General features: G+C 47.4%; 13 protein-coding genes and 2 pseudogenes. 14 read left to right on the top strand and 1 reads right to left on the bottom strand.

Translation table 11 applies throughout. The features are described 5' to 3' along the window. Positions 1–17 precede the first annotated feature (17 nt). Positions 18–461: a tyrosine protein kinase gene (locus FPL14_RS09150; protein ID WP_182302689.1), complete on the bottom strand. Its 444-nt coding sequence runs from the start codon at positions 459–461 to the stop codon at positions 18–20. A gap of 229 nt (positions 462–690) precedes the next feature. Here FPL14_RS09150 and FPL14_RS09145 point away from each other — a divergent pair, with 229 nt between their 5' ends. The 14 genes and pseudogenes from FPL14_RS09145 (at position 691) to FPL14_RS09085 (ending at position 18,622) form a co-directional block, all read left to right on the top strand. Beyond that, the gene (locus FPL14_RS09145; RefSeq protein WP_182303922.1) at positions 691–1,014 is read left to right on the top strand and encodes a YerC/YecD family TrpR-related protein; all 324 of its coding nucleotides are present in this window, start codon (positions 691–693) and stop codon (positions 1,012–1,014) included. Between the two features lie 180 nt (positions 1,015–1,194). Further along, positions 1,195–3,021: a cache domain-containing sensor histidine kinase gene (locus tag FPL14_RS09140; protein ID WP_182302688.1), complete on the top strand. Its 1,827-nt coding sequence runs from the start codon at positions 1,195–1,197 to the stop codon at positions 3,019–3,021. Next, entirely contained in the window at positions 2,996–4,612 is a 1,617-nt protein-coding gene (locus FPL14_RS09135; RefSeq protein ID WP_182302687.1) for a response regulator, read from the top strand. Before FPL14_RS09140 ends, FPL14_RS09135 begins: the two co-directional genes overlap by 26 nt. Before the next feature lie 356 nt (positions 4,613–4,968). Continuing rightward, positions 4,969–5,856 carry an ABC transporter permease gene (locus tag FPL14_RS09130; protein WP_182302686.1) on the top strand — a complete coding sequence of 296 codons (888 nt, stop codon included), beginning with the start codon at positions 4,969–4,971 and terminating at the stop codon, positions 5,854–5,856. Positions 5,857–5,898: 42 nt separating this feature from the next. Further along, complete coding sequence (locus FPL14_RS09125; protein WP_182302685.1) at positions 5,899–6,837, top strand: carbohydrate ABC transporter permease; 939 nt, start codon at positions 5,899–5,901, stop codon at positions 6,835–6,837. Between the two features lie 101 nt (positions 6,838–6,938). After that, the gene (locus tag FPL14_RS09120) at positions 6,939–8,537 is read left to right on the top strand and encodes an ABC transporter substrate-binding protein (RefSeq protein ID WP_182302684.1); all 1,599 of its coding nucleotides are present in this window, start codon (positions 6,939–6,941) and stop codon (positions 8,535–8,537) included. Positions 8,538–8,732: 195 nt separating this feature from the next. Further along, positions 8,733–9,533, top strand: coding sequence for a sirohydrochlorin chelatase (locus FPL14_RS09115; protein WP_182302683.1), 801 nt, complete (start codon positions 8,733–8,735; stop codon positions 9,531–9,533). 42 nt (positions 9,534–9,575) lie between these two features. Continuing rightward, positions 9,576–10,514 carry a diacylglycerol kinase gene (locus tag FPL14_RS09110; protein ID WP_407644666.1) on the top strand — a complete coding sequence of 313 codons (939 nt, stop codon included), beginning with the start codon at positions 9,576–9,578 and terminating at the stop codon, positions 10,512–10,514. Then, positions 10,511–12,042: pseudogene (gene rlmD / locus FPL14_RS09105) on the top strand (23S rRNA (uracil(1939)-C(5))-methyltransferase RlmD). The gene FPL14_RS09110 and the pseudogene rlmD overlap by 4 nt, the downstream one beginning before the upstream one ends. A 618-nt stretch (positions 12,043–12,660) precedes the next feature. Continuing rightward, positions 12,661–12,756: a DNA cytosine methyltransferase gene (locus FPL14_RS30735; RefSeq protein WP_220471227.1), complete on the top strand. Its 96-nt coding sequence runs from the start codon at positions 12,661–12,663 to the stop codon at positions 12,754–12,756. Between the two features lie 50 nt (positions 12,757–12,806). Beyond that, positions 12,807–12,956, top strand: a pseudogene (locus FPL14_RS30730) (hypothetical protein); the annotation flags it as partial. A 90-nt stretch (positions 12,957–13,046) separates the two neighbouring features. After that, positions 13,047–16,142: a type I restriction endonuclease subunit R gene (locus FPL14_RS09095; protein ID WP_182302681.1), complete on the top strand. Its 3,096-nt coding sequence runs from the start codon at positions 13,047–13,049 to the stop codon at positions 16,140–16,142. A 12-nt stretch (positions 16,143–16,154) separates the two neighbouring features. Next, complete coding sequence (locus tag FPL14_RS09090) at positions 16,155–16,991, top strand: hypothetical protein (protein WP_182302680.1); 837 nt, start codon at positions 16,155–16,157, stop codon at positions 16,989–16,991. Positions 16,992–17,044: 53 nt separating this feature from the next. Further along, positions 17,045–18,622: a type I restriction-modification system subunit M gene (locus tag FPL14_RS09085; protein ID WP_182302679.1), complete on the top strand. Its 1,578-nt coding sequence runs from the start codon at positions 17,045–17,047 to the stop codon at positions 18,620–18,622. Positions 18,623–18,631: the final 9 nt, after the last annotated feature.

The following is an 18,631-nucleotide window of genomic DNA, read 5'->3' as shown; positions in this document are numbered from 1 at the left end:
GGACGGCACGGATGCGCTCAGCGCCGTTTATATGATGTCTTACGGGTGCGCGACTTGTTGTTCGTCCGCCTTCTGACGGGGCGTCTGCGTTCCGGCGTGCCTTTGGATTTGTCAGCGGCGGCGGCTTTGCCTTTTTTGCCCATGAACAATTTGATCATCGGAGCGACTTGCTGTAACGTGGACATGAACTTCTGGACTTTCCCCATCGTGGCCAATACTCCATCGATTCCGCCCATGCGATCGACCATCGATTTGAGATCGCTGAGATTGGAAAGATTGAAGGGCAGTCCGCCTTTGGCCGGGGCGGCTTCCACTACTTCCGCGGGCAGAACGGTAGTCGCAGTCGTAGTCGTATTTATGGCAGCAGGAGGACCGGAGAACGTTTCTTCGATTCCCGGGAATTGTTCCTGTCCGAAGCCCGGCGTCCAGCTGGTCAGGGAGCGCGATTGCCGTTCGTTCATAGAGTCACACCCTTTTTTAATATCAGGGTATGAGGATTATCGACTAGTGGAATGGACGGATGCCCGGGTTCGGAACATTTTACTCCTGTAATGCGTGAATACGGTGACGCTTGAACTATTAGCAGGTACGCAGTACAATGGAACCAAAGCGCGATCGAACTTGCACGCCATCGGCAGCGCAACCGATCCTTCGCCTTTGCAACCGGAGTTAGGGAAAGGGTGCGAACTCATGCAACTGAAGAAATTGAATGATAAATCCATAGATCAATTGTTCGAAGCCATACTTACTTTGAAGAACGTAGAGGAATGTTACGTGTTCTTCGATGACTTGTGCACGGTAAACGAGATCCAATCTCTATCGCAGAGGCTGGAAGTCGCCCGGATGCTAGGGAAAGGAAATACCTACAATCAGATCGAGACGGAGACGGGGGCCAGCACGGCGACGATCTCCCGCGTGAAACGCTGTCTCAATTACGGGAATGACGGCTATAAGCTGACATTGGAACGCTTGGGGCGTTTCGGTAACGAAAGCAAGCCGGAGGGAGACAAATAGCAGGTCGGATAGAATAGGGAAGATACGAACCGTTAGGGGCAACCTTAACGGTTTTGTTATGAGAGGATATGCAAGCTTTTCCCGTCCGATCGTCGAACGGCGAAAGTTCAAGTTGCCCGCCAACGAAACGGTGGGTTATGCTATAGCAAATATCCGACAGTCGTCTCCGGGGGGAAACACATGCGTTTCTGGCAATCCGTCCGTTTCAAAATCGTGATCGGCTTTTTTGTCATCCTTACGCCTATGGTCTTGTTCATTATCTATAACAACGTATATGCGATAAGGGTCGTGAAGGAGCAGATCTCGTCGCATTACAATATTTTACTCACGGAGTACGTGCGGAGCAACGACAAAAGCATGCTGGATTATTACCATTACCTCATTAATCTGGAACGGGATCCCGAGATTCAGGCGATGCCGCTGCTGGATGTGGAAGACGACGAGTATACGTTCTCCAAGCTTAGGCTGCGCGAGCAGCTTGCGGTCGACTCGATTTTCTATAGCTCGCTAATCGATACCTTCTTCGTCTATCCCGATAAGTCCAAGGAATTGATGTATGCTACGCAATACGTATACAATTCGCTGGAGAAGCTTGACGTGTTGACGGCATGGGCGAAAGAAAACGTTCCTAAGGGGATGCCCGATAACGAACGCAACTGGAGCTTGATGAGAATTTCCGGGCAAATGTTCCTGATGAAGACGCACGATCTGGGCAACCGGACGATATCCGGAGCGCTCATCCAAGCGGAAACGTTGCAAAAAGTGATGAACAATTTCGACGTCGGTCCGGACGGGTCGGTGTTCTTGCTCGATTCGCAAGGGAACGCGCTGGTCAACAACGAATACGGTCCGCTCAAAGATAAGGAGTTCGTGCAAAAAATCAGCGGTTTGGTCGGCATGGAGACGGGCTTGAAGTACAAGGGAGAATCGTATATCGTGCTGTCGCAACCGTCTCAATACGCGGATATCCGATATACGTTAGTAATGAAAGAATCTTATATTCTGAAGAGCCTCCCTTTCTTTCAAAAGGTTTTGAATTTCTGGATGCCTTTGGCCGTAGCCGTTATTCTGTCGCTGTATTTGCTTTTCCTGCAGCGGGTTATGTTCCAGCCTTTCGTTCGATTGATACGGGGAATGAGGAAGCTAGGGCAGGGCCAGTTCGATACCCGGCTGCCGGTGCTGGCGGACAGCAGCGAGTTCAGCTTCGTGACCGGCACGTTCAACAAGATGGCCGAACAGATCGAGAGCTTGAAGATCGACGTCTACGAGGAACAGATCAGGCTGCAAAGAGCGGAATACAAGCATTTGCAAATTCAGATTAATCCGCACTTCTATATGAATAGCTTGAACATCATTTATAATTTGGCGGCGCTGAAAGATTTCAAGACGGTACAGAAGCTGAGCTTGCACTTGGCGGACTACTTCCGGTTCCTCATGCTGGGCGACCGAACGGTCGTGAGGCTGGAGGACGAGTTCAGGCATATCGAGCATTACCTGGAGATCCAGAAGGTCAGGTACGTGTCCAAGCTGGAGTATTCGATCGAGTCTAATCCCGATTATCTGGGCTGGGAAGTATCGCCGCTTATGCTGCAGCCTTTCGTAGAGAATTGCGTGATTCATGGGTTTAACAAGAGGGTCCAAGACGGCACTCCTTTCCGGATTCAGATTCAATGCGAGGAAGACCGGGAAGATTCTAACCAATACGTGGGATTGATCATTCGGGACAATGGACCGGGGTTCCCGGAAACGATGCTCATGGAACTGAACAGCAACACTTACATTTCGCATTCGAAGGAAAATCATTTGGGGATATGGAATATCATACGCAGGTTCAAAATGTTGTACGGAGGAAACGGAAGCATTCAATTCTATAACGACGAAGCAGGCGGCGCGGTCGTTAAGGTGAGATTGCCAAGGGAGCGGGATCATTCGTTCGACACGGAGGACGCGTCCGCCGCGGTTGCGAGGGAGGAGAACTTAAATGCTGACGATGCTGGTCGTCGATGATGAAATGTACGCGCTCAAAGGGATTACGCAAGGCATCGATTGGAGCGAAATGCCGATCGGCCGCATTCTAGAGGCGGAGAATGTCTTTGAAGCGAAGAAGCATATCCAAGAAAATAAAGTAGACCTGCTTATTTCCGATATCGAGATGCCTGGAGCGAACGGCTTGGAGCTGCTTCGATATATCCGCGAAGCGAGCCCGCAGACGCTGACGATCTTCCTGACGGGACATGCCCGGTTCGAATATGCGCAAGAAGCGTTGCATATGGGATGTTTCGACTACGTGCTCAAGCCGGTCGACCATGACGTGCTGAAGGAAATCGTCGGACGGGCGATCGTCGAGATCGATGCGCGCAAGCAACAGGCCGAATTCGAGAGCACGCTGGACAGTTATCGCCGACAATGGAAGAATCAATTGCCGATCTTGGTTGACCGCTTCTGGCAGGAGTTGCTAGCCGGACGCGTAGGCGCTAACGCGGATCGGTTGAATCGTCAATTCGAGCAGTTGGAAATCCCCCTTACCGTTGAACGGGGCAGAGTGCTCCCGATTCTGCTCAGTATCGAGCAGTGGGACGTCGAGCTGGATTCGAGAGACGAGAGCATTATGGAATACGCGCTGCGCAAGGCCGCGGCGGAAACGATACTCGGAGAGTTGCCGGGGACTGTCGTGCAGGAACCGGGCGAGCTTAATTTGGCGCTGCTCTACTTGGATGAGGCCGATATTCCGGACCGGAAGCAACTGTTGCACAAGTGCGGCCATTTCGTGAAAGCGTGCAACGATTATTTTCATTGCCGCGTCTCCTGTTACGTGGATGTCTCCGTCCGCGTCGGCGAGCTTCCCGCGGCTTTGGAACGGTTAATGCAGATAGAGCGCTCCAACGTGTCTTCCGCTCAGACGGTAGTCGATGCATCGACTTCGGAGGGAGGAACTCCGGGAGGTTCGCTTATCGCCCTGCCTTCGTTCTTGGAATGGACGATTCTGCTCGATAACGGGCAGCAGGAAGAATTGATACGCCTGATAGAGACGACGATTGATCAGTTTCAAGCCGAAGCGGTCGGCCGAGAGACGCTCGAGCTGTTTCAGTACGGGTTCCTCCATATGCTCTATCAGGCGGCATATCGCAAAGGCATTTCTATCTATGAGGCGATGGAGATGACGGAGCTCTTGGACGCTCAAGCAGTAAGGTCGCCTCAATTGCTGAAGCTATGGGCCGCGAGAACGATTCAGAAATGCTTGGAATCGTTCCAGGAGAAGCAGCGCGATTCCTCGGCGATCATCGCCAAAGTGCAGGCTTATATCCAGGATAACCTGCAGAAGGAATTGAACCGCGACGATATCGCCCATTCCGTATTCCGCAACCCGGCGTACGTCTCCCGGCTGTTCCGCAAGGAAACCGGGATATCGTTGACGGACTATATTACGCAGACGAGAATCGAGAGAGCCAAGAAGCTGCTGGCCGAGACGAACGACAAGATCAGCAACATCGCCGAAGGACTAAGTTACGTTCATTTCTCCTATTTTGCCAAGCTGTTCAAGAAAGTAACGGGATTATCTCCGCAGGAGTATCGCAAGAAACATCAAGTTCTTCGTTAATCGCATAGGGATACCGTGCCAAGCATCTCTTGCCGCGCATCAAGAACCGCCCTTACCGGGATAGGTTTTTGTACGCGGCGGAGATGCTTTTTTTACGTGCTGAAGTGGATTAGAAGAAATAACATAACTCTTTATTGAATGTCACAATAGTGCTATGTAGGTCACCTCAGTAGATAGATGGGGCAGCGCATAGCGAGATAAAATGAGATCACAGACAGAGAATGACAATAAGACAAAGGATTGTGATGGGATTGGAACAAGCCTCCGCTGCAACATTATCACCCCAGCCTAGCTTGAAGTCTAAGCCAGCTAAGCTCAAACAAGGTCACTTCAGACGCTTCGGTGCCTTCTACATTATGATGGCTCCAACAATTGTTTTTCTACTGATCAACAACTATCTCCCGATGCTAGGTTCCTTGATCGCTTTTAAGGACATCAAATACGGTCCGGGCGAGACGTTCTTCGAAAGCTTCTTGAACAGCGCATGGGTCGGGCTGGACAACTTTAAGTTCCTGTTCCAGACGTCGGACTCTTGGACGATTACCCGCAACACGGTAGTCTACAATGCGATCTTTATTTTCTTGAACACCGTAATCGGGATTGCCTTCGCCATCATGTTCAATTCGATGAGAAGCAAGAAACTGGCCAAACTTCACCAAACGATGATGTTCTTGCCTTTCTTCTTATCGATGGTTATCGTATCGTATCTCGTCTACGCTTTCTTGAATAACGATGTCGGCTTAATGAACAAGGTCATCTTCCCGATCTTCGGAATAGAACCGATCGAATGGTACTCCGATCCGAAATGGTGGCCGGTCATCCTGCCCCTCGTGAACACTTGGAAAGGGATCGGTTATTACGCGATCATCTTCATGGCGGCAATCATCGGTATCGATGACGAGTATTATGAAGCGGCTACGATCGACGGAGCAACGAAATGGAAACAAATCGTCAGCATTACGCTCCCGCTCATCAAGCCCGTTATTATCGTTATGGTCATGCTGCAGGTCGGAAGAATTTTCGCCGCGGATTTCGGATTGTTCTGGCAAGTCACCCGCAACTCGGGAGCTATCTACGAGACGACTCGGGTAATCGATACTTACGTCTATCAAGGGTTCATCAATGCGGGCGACATTGGAATGTCATCAGCGGCCGGGTTGTACCAATCGGTTGTCGGATTCGTAATCGTATTCGGAGCCAACTTGATCATTCGACGGATCAGCAAAGATGACGCATTATTCTAAAACCCAATCGATGTATGCATATGCAAGCAAGGAGGAAGACGAATGGCTCAAGGTGCTGCAGTGAAAGCATCAGACTTAAAGCTCGCGAAACAAGTGTCGGGCGGTGCCAATTTTGCGATTAACACGATTTTCTGGATATATACGTTACTGTGCGTAGTTCCTCTAATTACCGTAATCGTCGCCTCGTTCACGGACGAGAATACGATTCTCATTAACGGGTACAGCCTTTTGCCCGAAAAGTGGAGCTTAGGCGCTTACAAGTTTCTTCTCGAAGATTGGCAAGCGATTATGAAATCTTACGGATACTCTATCATTCTTACGATATGCGGAACGGTAGTCGGGGTATCGCTCATGGCCTTGTACGCCTACCCGATTTCCCGCAAAGACTATCCTTATCGCAATTTCTTCTCGTTCTTCATGTTCTTCACGATTTTGTTCAGCGGCGGTTTGGTGCCTTTCTATCTCGTGTACACGCAGGGCTTGCACCTCCAGAACACGTTGATCGTACTCATGATGCCACTGTTCATTAGCGGGTTCTTCGTCCTCCTGATTCGTACGTTCTTCGCGAACTCGATTCCGAAAGAGTTGTACGAGTCGGCTAAAATCGACGGAGCAGGGGAATGGCGTATTTTCGTTCAGATCGTATTGCCATTATCCTTGCCGGTACTAGCGACCGTAGGCTTGTTCACGACTTTGAACTACTGGAACGATTGGTTCCTGAGCATGTTGTTCATCAACGACAACGAATCGGTCGTAAGCATCCAGTTCCGGATGTACAAGACGATGCTCGACATCCAGTATCTAAGCGCCAATGCGGCCGCTTACTCGGCAAGAGCCGCGAACGATCCGAACTTCACGATGCCGGGCGAAACCGCAAGGATGGCGATGGCGGTCGTAGGGATCGGGCCTGTTATCTTCGCTTATCCGTTCTTCCAACGTTTCTTCGTCGAAGGATTGACAGTAGGCGCGGTTAAGGGCTAACTTAAGGCAAGAAGAGGGTATCCCTCAAATCAGGTTTGGCTTTCACCGGTTACCGGCCGGTTAAGCATACATTTATCGAACAAGAAAAGGGAGGCAACACAATGCTTAGAAAGAGTAAGTTAGGCAAATCTTGGTCTCTAATGCTTGCGACGGTACTGACGTTTTCGATCGTACTGGCAGGTTGCGGCGGCAACAACAACAACGAAAAATCTTCCGAATCCGCATCTCCTTCGGCTTCCGCCAAAGCATCCGAAACGACTCCGGCTGCCGAATCTTCCGCAGCGGCTTCCGAAACACCGGCGGCTTCCGATTTGCCAGAGTATGAAATCTCTCTTTACTTCCCTGGAACTCCTCCGAAAGACGAAAAAGCAATCGAAGCTAAAATCAATGAGCATATCAAACCGCTTATCAACGCAACCGTTGATATCCGCATGATCGACTGGGGACAATACGACCAGAAGATGACGTTGTCCGTTTCCGGACGCGAAGCTATGGATATCATCTTCACGGCGGCTTGGAACGGCCACGCTACCAACGTAGCTAAAGGCGCATACCTTCCGTTGAACGAAGCGGGCGGCTTACTCGAAACTTACGGTAAAGGCATTAAAGAAGTCGTATCCGATGCTATCTTGGGCGGCGCTCAAATCAAAGGCAAAAACTACGGCGTACCTGCACTTAAAGAAATGGCTGAAGAAGGCGGCGTTCTGTACCGTTCCGATATCGCCGACGAGCTTGGCTTGACGGACAAAATCAAAGCGGCTAAAACGCCTGCAGACTTGATTCCTATCCTAGAAGAAGTAAAAGCGAAAAAACCGGAATTGATTCCTCTTCACCTGAAAGACGGCGAAAACTTCAACTCCCACTATTTCGCGAAATACGATTACTTCGGCGATACGAAGCTTGAAGGCGCAATCATGAAAACCGGCACGGACACGAAAGTCGTTCCTGCTATGGACTTCCCGGTTTACAAAGAAACTTTGGCCGTAACACGCGAAATGTACACTAAGAAATTAGTTAACCAAGATGCGGCGACTTCGCAATTGTCCCCGCAAGACGCACTGAAAAAAGGTAACGTGTTCATGGTCGTATCCCCGCTGAAACCGGGTAAAGACGCTGAAATGGCTGCTTCCACTGGTTTGATCGGCAAATTGGCTCAACACGGCATGACGGCTCTGACGACTTCCACTGGCGAAACGACTGGTTCGATGCTTGCGATCTCTTCCACTTCGAAAGATCCGGCTCGCGCTATGATGTTCATCAACCTGCTCTACACGGACAAAGAATTGAACAACTTGATCAACTTCGGTATCGAAGGCGAACACTATACTCGTAACGGAGAAATCATCTCCGACGGTCCTAAAAAAGCAGACTACTCCATCGGAGCTGCTTGGATGCTTGGTAACCAATTCCTGAACTACGTATGGGATACGGAGTCTCCGGACAAATGGGCTCAATTCACGGCATTCAACCAAAGCGCCGTTAACTCTCCGGCACTCGGCTTCACGTTCGATACGGAGCCAGTTAAATCGCAAGTAGCGGCATTGAAAAACGTTCAAAGCGAGTTCGCTCCAGGTCTTGATACGGGAGCTGTAGATCCTTCCAAAGCCGATGCATACCTTGCTAAGCTGAAAAAGAACGGTCTTGACGATGTTATCGCAGAGAAACAAAAACAATTGGATGCGTTCTTGGCTTCCAAATAATAAGAAGATTTGATTCTAGTCGACCTTAGGGTCGCGGAGGGAACCGCCAAGCAGTTGCTTGGCGGTTTTCTTCATGAATAGGCGAATTTTACGTATGTGTGTACTCTTGCGCGTCGGCGTTGACATTGGGTTAACGATTCGCTAGCATGAATAAGAAGGTGGAACAGTCAGGAAATGAAAGGGGTTTGCTTCTCCATGAAACCAGGTTTGCTGGTCATTACCCACGGTTCTAGGGAAGCAGGCTGGGTAGCTCTAGTAGACGAGACGGTCGAAGCTGCTCGAGCGCAACTAGGGGAAACCCTGACGATAGAGGCCGTATTCCTTGAGCTGGTGGAAGGGCGGCTCATCCAGGACGGCATTGATCGGATGTTAGCGGCTGGAGTGACTCATTTGCTTGCCTTGCCTTTATTCGTATCCGCAGGCAGTACGCACGTGGACGAAATCGGCTGGGCGTTAGGAGCTTACCCGGAGCCTAAGTCGGACACGGATCTTGAACGTTACGATACTTCCTCGTTACGGCTCACTTATGGCGAGCCTATGGATGACGATCCGGAGTTGGTTGACGTTGTACTGGATCGCTTAAAAGAAATGTCCATCCAGCCATTGCGGGAGAGCGTGCTTCTCGTCGGGCACGGCAGCGACCGCGGCGGATTCCAAGAAGCGTGGGAGCGAGGGTTTCGTTCGGTCGCCGAACAGGTATTGACGCAAGGCGGATATGGTTCCTGTTCTGCGGCGCTTTTGCTGCCCAATCAGGTAGACGAACGCCTGAACGCGATTCAGATAAGCCATCCCGATCATGAGGTGCTGGTCGTGGGCTTGTTTCTGAGCGAAGGGTATTTCACGAAGGAAGTCGTTCCTCGCAGATTGAGAAGCTCGGACCGCGATTCGGTCGTCAAATATACCGGACGCGCGCTTATGCCGCATCCGAAAGTGACAAGCTGGGTTGTCCGTCAAGCGCTAGAATGGTTAGAGAGATCGGACAAAGATAAAGATTAGACTATGAACGTAAGATGAAGAGGGGATCCGGTTTTGGATACGATTCGTGCCCGGTTAATCTATAATCCGACTTCCGGCCGGGAGGAAGTCAAGCGTAAGCTGGCCGCTATCTTGCAAAGATTGGAACGGGGAGGAATCGAGACCTCTTGCCACGCCACGGAATCGAAGGGGGATGCGATCAGGGCCGCTTCGAACGCGGTAGAACGCGGGTTCGACATGATCATCTCCGCAGGCGGGGACGGCACTCTGAATGAAGTTGTGAACGGGATCTCGATTCATGATCGCAGGCCAGCGCTAGGCATTTTACCTTTGGGTACGACTAACGATTTCGCGCGCGCGCACGGAATTCCCCGGAAGTGGGAGGATGCGTGCGATTTGTTGACCCGTCGTTATACGACTCCGGTCGACGTGGGACAGGCGAACGATCGTTATTTCATTAATATCGCCGGCGGCGGTTCGCTGACGGAACTGACTTATGAAGTTCCTAGCAAGCTGAAGACGATGGTCGGTCAGCTTGCTTATTATATGAAGGGTTTGGAGAAGATCACCCGTCTGAATCCGACTCTTATGCGCATCGATGCCGAAGGAATCGGAGAGTTCCATGAGGAATTCATGCTGTTCTTGATCGCGAATAGCAATTCGGTAGGCGGCTTCGATCGATTGGCGCCGGACGCGAGCACGAATGACGGCGTATTCGACGTGCTGGCCTTGCGCAAATGCAATCTAGCGGAGTTTCTGCGGATCGCGACTTTGGTCATGCGCGGAGAGCCGGTGTTGAACGATTCGCATTTCATCCATTTCAAGACGAATAAAGTCGTCGTGGAATCGGATCATCGCGTGCAATTGAACGTGGACGGCGAGTTCGGCGGCACGCTTCCTTGCTCGTTTAATTTGTTGCCCGCACATCTCAACGTCGTCGTGGACGAGCACGGGGAATCGTCCTATCGGAAAAACGGACCCGGACGGGCTTTGCAGCTATGAGCGGTCGGAACGGGAATAGAGGGAATAGAGGAAGGTCGGGTTCGAACTCGCGACTAGGAACTGCGGGTGGCAGACAGGGAAGAACACCGAGCGGCGAAGCGCCTCGGGCGATTGCCGGAGTTCCGGTCGTCGTTGGTCAGCAAATCGAATGCGCGATCGTCGGATTGACGCATGACGGAGAAGGGGTTGGCCGGGTCGAGGGCTATACCCTTTTTGTTCGTCATGCGCTTCCGGGCGAGAAGGTGCGGGCGGAAGTTGTGAGTATCGGCAAATCGTTCGGGAAGGCTCGGATGATGGAACTGCTGGAAAGCGCGGCCGGTAGTCGAGTGGAGCCGCTGTGCCCTATTCATGATACTTGCGGCGGCTGTCAGTTGCAGCACTTAGCGTACGGGGAGCAGCTTCGCTGGAAGCGGCAGCACGTCGTGGACAATCTCGTTCGGATCGGGAACTTCCGGTGGCGGAAGCGGGTGTGGCTTCGAACGTCGAAGGAAGAGAGCCGGTTATCGTTCATCCCACGATCGGCATGGACGATCCTTGGCGATATCGGAATAAAGCGCAGGTGCCGATTGGCTTCGATGCGGAAGGGTTGATCGGAGGCTTCTATGAACAAGGGAGCAACGACATCGTTGAGATGGATGCTTGCCTTATTCAGGAGGCAGAGAACGAAGAAACGGTTCGCGCGGTGAAAGAGGCCGCTCGAATGTTGGATATAGGCGCGTATAATCGCGTCACCGGTCGCGGCTTGCTTCGTCACGTCGTCGTGCGCCATGCCCGATCGACCGGACAACGCATGGTCGTCCTCGTCACGAACGGGCGCGATATCCCCTTCGCTCAGGAACTTGTCTCCCTGATCCGCGAGAAAGTACCGGGCGTCGTAAGCATTTGTCAGAACGTGAATACATCGGTAACTCCAGTAGTGTTCGGGGAAGAGACCCGAGTGCTGTGGGGGGAAGAGGTCATCTACGACGAGATCGACGGCATTCAATTCGCGATCTCTCCGCGTTCCTTCTTCCAGGTAAACCCGGAGCAAACGGTACGGCTATACGGCAAAGCGGTCGAATATGCGACATTGACGGGTCGCGAGATGGTTATTGACGCTTACTGCGGAGCGGGGACGATCTCCCTATTCCTCGCTAGACATGCCGATCGCGTATACGGAGTAGAGATTATCCCTGAGGCGATCGAGGATGCTCGGCGCAACGCTAGGCTCAATGGGATTCGGAACGCGGAGTTTGCTGTCGGGCCCGCCGAAGTCATCATGCCTCGCTGGCAAGCGGAAGGAGTGTCGCCCGACGTCATCGTCGTAGACCCTCCGCGCAAAGGCTGCGATCCTGCGCTCATCTCGACGATGCTTGAGCTAAGGCCGGAGCGGATTGTGTATGTTTCGTGCAATCCTTCGACTTTGGCACGGGACTTGAGGCTGCTCGAAGATGGAGGTTACCGGACGGTTGAGGTTCAGCCGGTGGATATGTTTCCTCATACGGGGCATGTGGAGGCGGTAGTTTCACTACAACGTCAAGATACATAGAAATCCTTGTATTTAGGCACTTTGTGAAGCATATGGTGTTTAATAATGACGGTGAAAAAAGCCGAAATAAGCAACTCAAAAACTTCATCACTGTTAAAGTTGTAATTGATATGGAGTGTGGGAACACAAGAAAATAGAATAAAATTATCTATTACAATTAAAAACGGATCTGATCCACTGTAATAAATTTAAAACCACCAACGCCGATCGAGTGGGAATAATTAAGCAACACTCTATACACTGAAAAACGTTGATTTTATGCCGTTTAGGTAAAACTCATATGACTTTCAGAGACCAAAATTCTTTTGAATTGTCTCCAAGATTGTCGCCAAAAACTCTCGCCGAATGATTGTCGGTGAGAGTTTTTATTTAGGCTTTAGCCAGTTGAGGGCGTGAAACGCGCGAAACATATAACCACCTGCTATTGAAGTGATTCCATAAAGTTTGACATTATCTAACTATTGCAGGTGCAGTCCATTGGACAGGTGGTTCTGATTATGGCTAAAAATGTAGATATTGTAGTACACTAGTCGTATTATAGAGATCTTATGTCTTAATTTAATTACTCCCAATATATTTGGTCAGAAACGAGTTTCTTAGATACGGGGGAATTACAATATGGGATTAATAGATTTGTTTGCTGGGCTTGGTGGCTTTCATCTAGCTTTAAGTAGCCTAGGACATACATGCGTTTTTGCTCTCTCGAAACATTGATATCGAGCCACATGGGGATATAAGAAAAATAAAAGTGGGGGGTTCCTTGTCAACCGTTTTCAAAGGATGGTGAACAAAACGGTTTTCAAGATGAAAAATCAGGAAACTTGGTTTACCGCATATTAAAAGTGTTGAGATATCATAAGCCAAACTCCCTATTATGGATAATGTTCCCAACTTTACAGAACATGAGGGGATAGCGATAGAGCATAACACTATTCTTCCTTATTCGATAATTTTGTTGCCGGTGAAGAATTCAGGAAAAATCTTAATTACGGAGGATTAAGCAAATGAACCACGAAGCCCAAACAGAAAAGAGTTTCATTGAAATCTTAACTCAACGGGAAAACCAATGGACATATCGTGATGATATAAAGACCGAAGCTGCTCTGTGGGATAATTTGCGTAGACATATCAATCGTATTAACATGGCGCGACTGGACGGTGTGCCGCTTACAGACAAAGAGTTTGAACAGTTAAAAGTTGAATTTATGAGACTGACAGCTACTCCTTTTAACGCTTCTCAATGGCTACGAGGCGAAAATGGTGTTGCCGCCATTCATGTTGAGCGGGAAGATGTGAAACGTGGCAGGGTGTCTGTTGTTCTATTCAGTAATAAGGATATTGCTGGCGGCATTTCAAGCTATGAAGTTGTAAACCAAATTAAGCCAGATACAAATACTGATATGCGTGGCGATGTAACCCTATTGATAAATGGCTTGCCGATTATTCATGTTGAATTAAAAGCTGAATCTGCCAAAGATGGTTTTATGCAAGCGTTCGAGCAGATACAACGGTATGCAGAAGCAGGATTTTTTGATGGCATTTTTGCGACCACCCAAATTTTCGTAGTTAGTAACAAAGTATCTACAAAATACTTTGCACGTCCTGGAGCCAACACTTCTAAAGCCTTTGAAGCGGCAAAGAAATTCCTGTTCAACTGGAGAACGTCGGATAATGAGCCTGTTGAAAATCTTTACGATTTCACAAGGCAGGTTTTGAGTATCCCTTCTGCCCACGAATTGATTAGCAAATTCACTATTTTGGTGGACGATCAGAAAAACCAAAAGTTTTTAATGGTACTAAGACCGTACCAAGTCCACGCTATTCAAAAGATTATCGGTCAAGCGGCGAAGCATGAGGGAGGTTTTGTTTGGCATGCCACCGGCTCAGGGAAAACAATAACAAGTTTTGTGGCAACCAAACTTTTAGCACAGATATCCATCGGCGTAGACCGCACCGTTATGGTTGTTGATAGAACAGATTTAGACAGCCAAACCAAAGATGAGTTTAGTAAATTTGCATCTGAGTTCCACACAGGGTTGGCATCGGGCAATGTTAAAGATAATGCGCTTATTGTCGGCGTTGATAATCAACGTCAACTTAGCAATAGCCTATTAAGCAATAAAAATAACAACACCATTATCGTCACAACCATTCAAAAATTGAGTGCGGCTGTCAGAGGTGCTAAAGAAACGGAAAACAATAAATTCGAGAAGCTGAAAAGCGAACATATTGTTTTTGTGGTGGATGAGTGCCATCGTGCAGTCAGCGATGAGCAGATGAAAGAAATTAAAAAGCTCCTGCCTAACTCAACATGGTTCGGCTTAACTGGTACGCCAATTTTTGAGGAAAACCAAAAACAAGAAAACGGAACATTCGCAAGAACAACACAACAACAGTATGGAAACTTACTCCATGCCTACACAACGAAAAATGCTATGGACGATAACTCCGTTTTGAACTTCCAAGTGGAGTACCATTGCCTATTAGATGAGGATAGCAAAGCAGAATTTTTGTATAGAACGGTAAAAGAAAAATACCCGAAGCTTGATCCTATCAAAAAACTTGCCGACATGACAGAAATTGAAAAAGAGGAACTGCAAGACAGAGAGTTATTTGAGCGTGATGAATATATTGAAGCGATGCTTAAAAAAATATTCAAGCGCCAATCCGTGATAGAGCGTTTCAAGGTGTTAAACGGATACCCGACTATGAGTGCTGTTTTAACAACACACTCTATCGCTCAAGCTAAGCGTATTTATCACAAGCTACAAGAAATGAGAAGTAGTGGAATTTTGTTAAATGGGCGAGAGTTAGATGAACGCCACACGCTTCGTGACCCTGATTTTCCGAGAGTGACAATCACTTATTCCACTAGCGAAACTCAAGGTGAGATGAACGAAGCGCAAGCAGAAATCAATGCCATTATGCAGGAATACAACACTGTTTTTGGTACGAATTACACAGATACCGATCAGTTTAACAAAAATATTAATAGCCGTTTAGCACGAAAAGACGCTCAATATCAAAAGGACGGAAAATGGCTTGATATGGTTATTGTAGTTGACCGTCTGCTGACAGGATTTGACGCGCCTACGATACAGACTTTGTATGTTGACCGAGAACTGAAATATCAAAAGCTGCTACAGGCATTTTCACGCACAAATCGTATTGCACATGGCAAAGAGCATGGCATCGTGGTATCGTTCCGAAAACCTGCTACTATGCGAAAAAATGTAGAGGATGCCATTCGACTTTTTACGAACCAACAGCAAAATTGGGAAGTCTTAGTGCCACGAGAATATGCTGAGGTGAAAGCCGCATTTTTAACGGCACATGAGGAACTTCAACAAGCAAAAGACGATCTGGAAGACGACCCAAATAATATAAAAAACAAGATTGCACAAGTAAGAGCCTATCAAAAACTTGAAAAAATCCAAAGAGCCATGAAAAGCTATGAGAATTATCAAGAAGATTTTGAGGAATTTGAACATATTGTGAAGGTTCTTCCCGAAGAAAAAGGACATTGTGAAAATCTGAAAGCTGAAATTCGAGCCGAGTTAGAGGATCAAACTGGGGATGAGATGGAAAACTTGCTCCAAGACATCGAATTTACGAGCGAACAAAGGGCTGTGCATGAGGAACGCATTGATAGCTTCTACATAAATCAGCTTCTGAACAGATATCAGAAGTCTTCGGACAAAACAGATAAATATGATTTGCGTGAAAAAATTATGAAAGAGATTAATACAAAGCCCGCATCCGTTCAGGCAATATATAATGCCATCTTAGACGTCATTGACGACAATCGACCGACAAAGGATTGGACGGCTTATTTCGCTGATGAGATTGATTATATACTACAGAATACTGCTGAAATATTGAAAGTACCTGTCGCTAACCTGCAAACCAGCTTTAACGAATATCGCCCGAATAGCGGGGTTGTGCCTTTCATCAATGTAATAAGCGAAGCATCAGGGTTAAGCAAAGAAGATTTTGAAGCTATGTTTAACGAAAAATACCGAAAGCGTCTTCTCGTTATAGAACAGTATTGGAAAACTGTTTTAGATGAAAAATTAATACCGCTAAAAGATGAGTGTTAGGGTGGCGATGATATGGATTTGAGTAAATTATTGAGAAAACCGCCAGCGGAGGATTACCAACAAGTTGACACGTTCTGGGTTCCAGAAGAAAGGGAAGACTATGAATATAGTGATGAAAATGAGGATGATACCTCCCTGCTAATTGGGCGACATATAATATTAGAGGCTGGACAAGTATCTTTGAACTACTACTGCACAGAATGTGAGGACTTACGCACTTTTAATTCTGATAAAGAGCAAGGGCTTCGAGGAATTATTGTAAATAAACAAGTAATTAGCATTGATTGCATTTTGCAATGCAATTGTGGTTCAGTTGTCCATACTTGGTATTTAGTCGAAGCCGAAGAGGATATTCGGTATCAGTCACCTAAAGTACGCATATTGCATTTTAGAGAAAAGTTAACCGAACGTGTAAAATTACAATCTGAGAAATACGGTGAGTTTAGCGAATGGCTCGAAAAAGCAAACCGAGCACACAGAGATGGACTTGGTTCAGGTGCAGTTATATATTTGAGAAAAGTATTTGAAGCTCTAATATATAATATTGCTGATTCTGGTAATGCCCCAATACCCGTTTATGAAAATAATGGATGGAGGCGTTCTTTCAAAAAAGTATTAGAAGAAGTAGATAAGAAATACTTAATTATTCCGCAGGATTTTTTAGTTGATAGGTATGACCTTTACAGCAAACTAAGCAATATTATACATGGCGATGGAAGTGAGGAAGAAGCAATTAAATACTTTGGAATACTATATACGTTAGTTACTAGCATAATAAACAATGTGGAGCTAAAAAAGAATTTTAGGATTGCGGCTCAGAAATTCTATGATAGCGCCAACATAAGTTAGAGCTTGTAAGGCTATTATTCTAAGATAAATTAAAAATTTTGGGGAGTGTATATATGAGTCGTCTAGAGCAACAACTATGGGCAAGCGCCGATATTCTTAGAGGGAAAATGGATGCGAGCGAATATAAAAACTATTTGCTCGGTCTAGTTTTCTATAAGTATCTTTCCGATTTAGAGTTGCGCGCTGTGTACGAAGAAGCAAACGGAAAGCCCGATGAATACCCATCTCGTGATATCCAATTTGCCGAGCTTACTGATTGGTATAATGATGATGCCGAAGAGCTAAAGAACATCATGCGCCGCAAACTCGGATATTTTATAGAGCCGCAATATCTGTTTTACATGCTCCGCAATAAAGCATCACAATATGAATTTCAAATTGATGACTTGCAGACTGCCTTTATCGAGCTTTCTCGTCAAGGCGAAAGTTTTATCAGTTTGTTCGATGATGTTGACTTAAACTCTACGAAGCTCGGATCACACGCACAGCAAAAAAGCACAACCATTATGGAAGTTATAAAAACTTTAGATGAGATAGATTTGTTTGGGCATGAAGGTGACGTTATTGGCGATGCTTATGAATACCTTATCGCCCAATTTGCCGCAGGCGCAGGCAAGAAAGCCGGAGAGTTCTATACCCCGCAAGCTGTTTCAAAAATCATTTCAGAGATTGTTAGTATCGGGCAAGAGGAACTAGCACCATTCCATATTTACGACCCCGCTATGGGTTCGGGTTCGCTGATGTTGAATATCCGTCAGTTTCTAAGCAATCCCGAAAAGGTGTATTTTCACGGACAGGAGCTAAACACCACCACTTACAACCTTGCTCGAATGAACTTGATTCTACACAACGTTGACCGTGAGCAAATGCGGCTCAATAATGGCGATACGTTAGATGCAGACTGGCCGACAGACGAGCCTTTCCTTTTTAACGCTGTTGTTATGAATCCTCCGTACTCTGCGAATTGGAGTGCTTCCGATAAGTTTTTAAGTGACCCACGTTTTGAACGCTATGGAAAACTTGCACCAAAATCTAAAGCCGACTTTGCGTTCTTGCTCCATGGCTATTACCACCTAAAAGACAGTGGTACGATGGGAATTGTACTGCCGCATGGTGTTCTGTTCCGTGGTGCTGCCGAGGGTATCATTCGCAAGGTACTTCTTGAAATGGGCGCAATCGAAGCTGTAATTGGTTTACCCGCTAACGTTTTCTATGGAACAGGAATACCCACGGTTGTTCTTATCTTGAAGAAAAACCGTGCAAGTCGTGATGTGCTTTTCATTGATGCTTCTAATGATTATGAAAAGCAGAAGAACCAAAACACCTTACGCCAGCAAGATATTCTGAAAATTGTGGATGCCTATAAAAGGCGTGAGAAGATTGTGAAATACGCACATTTAGCAAATTTTGATGAAATCGTGGCGAATGATTACAATCTCAACATTCCTCGCTATGTAGATACCTTCGAGGAAGAAGAACAAATCGACATTCTAGCACTTGGGCCTGAAATGGCGGACTTAAATTTGCAAATAAAACAAAAAGAAACGGATTTCTTAGCCTTGCTTGATGAGATTGCTATGACTGACGAAACAAAAGAGATAATCGAAGCTACAAAGCGGATGTTTATGTGAGGTGGTGGT

Origin of the sequence: Cohnella cholangitidis (assembly GCF_014107495.1) — a bacterium.
Lineage (GTDB): Bacteria > Bacillota > Bacilli > Paenibacillales > Paenibacillaceae > Cohnella > Cohnella cholangitidis.
This window is presented reverse-complemented; position numbering and strand designations above follow the sequence as displayed.